Below are 1,953 nucleotides of genomic sequence, written 5' to 3' on the forward strand. Positions count from 1 at the left end.
AGGTAGGGGCTTTCAGATATACTTTTTGCCCATCTGAAAATGTAAATTCCTCTTTTGGTAGTTCTATTTTTTGAAGTGGCATTTTTATTCCTTTTTATAAAATATTTTTGCGTATAGTGCCAAATAGATCAACGCCGTCATTTTCAAATATATGGTTTAATGCGTCATAAAGTATCACTCTTGATCCTGCAACTTCGAGTTTATAAAATGTTAAACTTACTTCAAAGCTTAAATTTGCCTCTTTGTTAAATTCGAATTTAGCTCCATCGAGGCTTTTTATCTTGCCCTCAAAAGTGGCGATTATTTGCTCATCATCGCCGTTTGAGTTTGTAGCATTTGCTTTTAGATATAGCTTTTGTGTCCTTGAGCTATCTAGCATCTTAAAATATAGCTCATTTAGGTTATTTACGGTGATTTTGGTATTTAATGGCTTTACCACTGGCAAAACTGCTTCAAATTTGCCGATGCCGCTACTTGTTTCGATCGTCTCTTTTTCGATCTTTGGCAGTTCAACCTCAACTACCTCACCCATCAATCCGATGCCATCAATAAATAAATTTCCACCTGTAAATGCTTGCGCTTTTAACATTTTTACTCCTTTTTATAGTTCTTCGATTAGTTTTTGCGAGTAGTCGGTTACTCGATAAATTCTATTGACTATGCGTTTTATTAGTGGCATTTCTTGGACGTTGTGTTTAATGTACACTATGCCCTCGCTTATAGTTTCGTTTGAGTTTAGATCCTTTGGCACCGTGATCTCGAAGCCTACTACCACGTTATTGGCGGTTAGTCTTAGATAAAACGCTTCTAGGCTATCAACTACATTTTTGAGTACGTCGCGCATGCGTTTATCGATAGCTGTTTTTTGCGCTTTGAAAATTGTATCTATGGCGGTATAAAAAATAACATAAGTATGTATCGAGCTAAATAAGTCATCATTGCAAGTTTCTCCACCCCATGCCCTTATGCCATCATCGGCGATTATAAGGCTTACGCCTTTGCCTCTTAGTCTGTCTGCCTCGCAATCCTCGCCTTGTATAAGCTCGACTTTGTCTTGAATTCCGATAACTCCGTCGATAACTCTATTTGAATACGTTTGTGAAAATCCGTACTCGGTTTCTGCCATAATTTTCGCGTAGAGTGCTATTAGAAACGCACTAGCAGGGCGCACAACTTTATCAACTCTTATAACTTTTTGATACGAGATGATCGCTGTTTTTGTGCTGTATGTTTTAAGTGCGGTATTTATCTCGCTCTCTCTTGTCTCATTTAGCTCGATCGCATATACTCCGCGCAGATGAGCCGCTATTTGCTTAAGCTTCTCGTGCGTGCCTTCGTCGTTATATCCAACTGCTAGAAAAAATTTAGGCTTTGTGCCTAATGTGGCCTCGCATTTTTTTAGCTCATCGATAGCGTTTTGGCATGCTACCTCATCGGCATTTTGATCACTTGTTTTAGCAAAAACACTAAGCACGATTTGATTATGTAGCCCAGTGGCTTTTAGGTCTGTTAGCGTGTCTTTTATCGACCCCTCACCAACCTCTTTAAGCGCCTCTAGTATATCGCTATATAAGTATAATCCAGCGGTTAGCTTTGTATCGTCGCCGATGATGGCGATAGGGCGTTCATTGTTTATCTTGTATGGTGCAAGCGAGGCGTTATATAGCTCGACATTTACTCCAAATTTTGCTGCCATTTTCTCTCCTTTTAATTTTGCTTTTTATGCGTTTTTATTAAATTTGATTTTATTTTAATAGTGTGCTTTTTATTTACAAGGGCATTTAAAAATTAAAATCTCTTGGCGGTTTTTGAGAAAAATCATCACTGCCGACATCAAAGCTATTTATTTTTTTATCTATTACTTTATCAACTGTTGAGCTTATCCACGCAGTACCACGCCTGTCTCTTATACACATCTCCGAGCCCACGAGACCGTACTAGATATCGTATGCC

General features: G+C 38.5%; 3 protein-coding genes. All 3 read right to left on the reverse strand.

The window, feature by feature from the left end:
- Positions 1-94 precede the first annotated feature (94 nt).
- The 3 genes from Q0296_RS06235 to Q0296_RS06245 all read right to left on the reverse strand — a co-directional run bounded on the left by Q0296_RS06235 (position 95) and on the right by Q0296_RS06245 (position 1,916).
- Complete coding sequence (locus Q0296_RS06235; protein WP_298038139.1) at positions 95-589, reverse strand: phage major tail tube protein; 495 nt, start codon at positions 587-589, stop codon at positions 95-97.
- Between the two features lie 12 nt (positions 590-601).
- Positions 602-1,696 (reverse strand): phage tail protein, encoded by a 1,095-nt coding sequence (locus Q0296_RS06240; protein ID WP_298038141.1) that lies wholly within the window; start codon positions 1,694-1,696, stop codon positions 602-604.
- A gap of 85 nt (positions 1,697-1,781) precedes the next feature.
- Complete coding sequence (locus Q0296_RS06245; RefSeq protein WP_298038144.1) at positions 1,782-1,916, reverse strand: hypothetical protein; 135 nt, start codon at positions 1,914-1,916, stop codon at positions 1,782-1,784.
- Positions 1,917-1,953: the final 37 nt, after the last annotated feature.

The sequence above is a fragment of the uncultured Campylobacter sp. genome (genome assembly GCF_937890585.1).
Lineage (GTDB): Bacteria > Campylobacterota > Campylobacteria > Campylobacterales > Campylobacteraceae > Campylobacter_A.

Coding starts and splice junctions, on each gene's coding strand:
- Q0296_RS06235 (WP_298038139.1), bottom strand. CDS start 589: ATGTTAAAAGCGCAAGCATTTACAGGTGGAAATTTATTTATTGATGGC.
- Q0296_RS06240 (WP_298038141.1), bottom strand. CDS start 1,696: ATGGCAGCAAAATTTGGAGTAAATGTCGAGCTATATAACGCCTCGCTT.
- Q0296_RS06245 (WP_298038144.1), bottom strand. CDS start 1,916: ATGTGTATAAGAGACAGGCGTGGTACTGCGTGGATAAGCTCAACAGTT.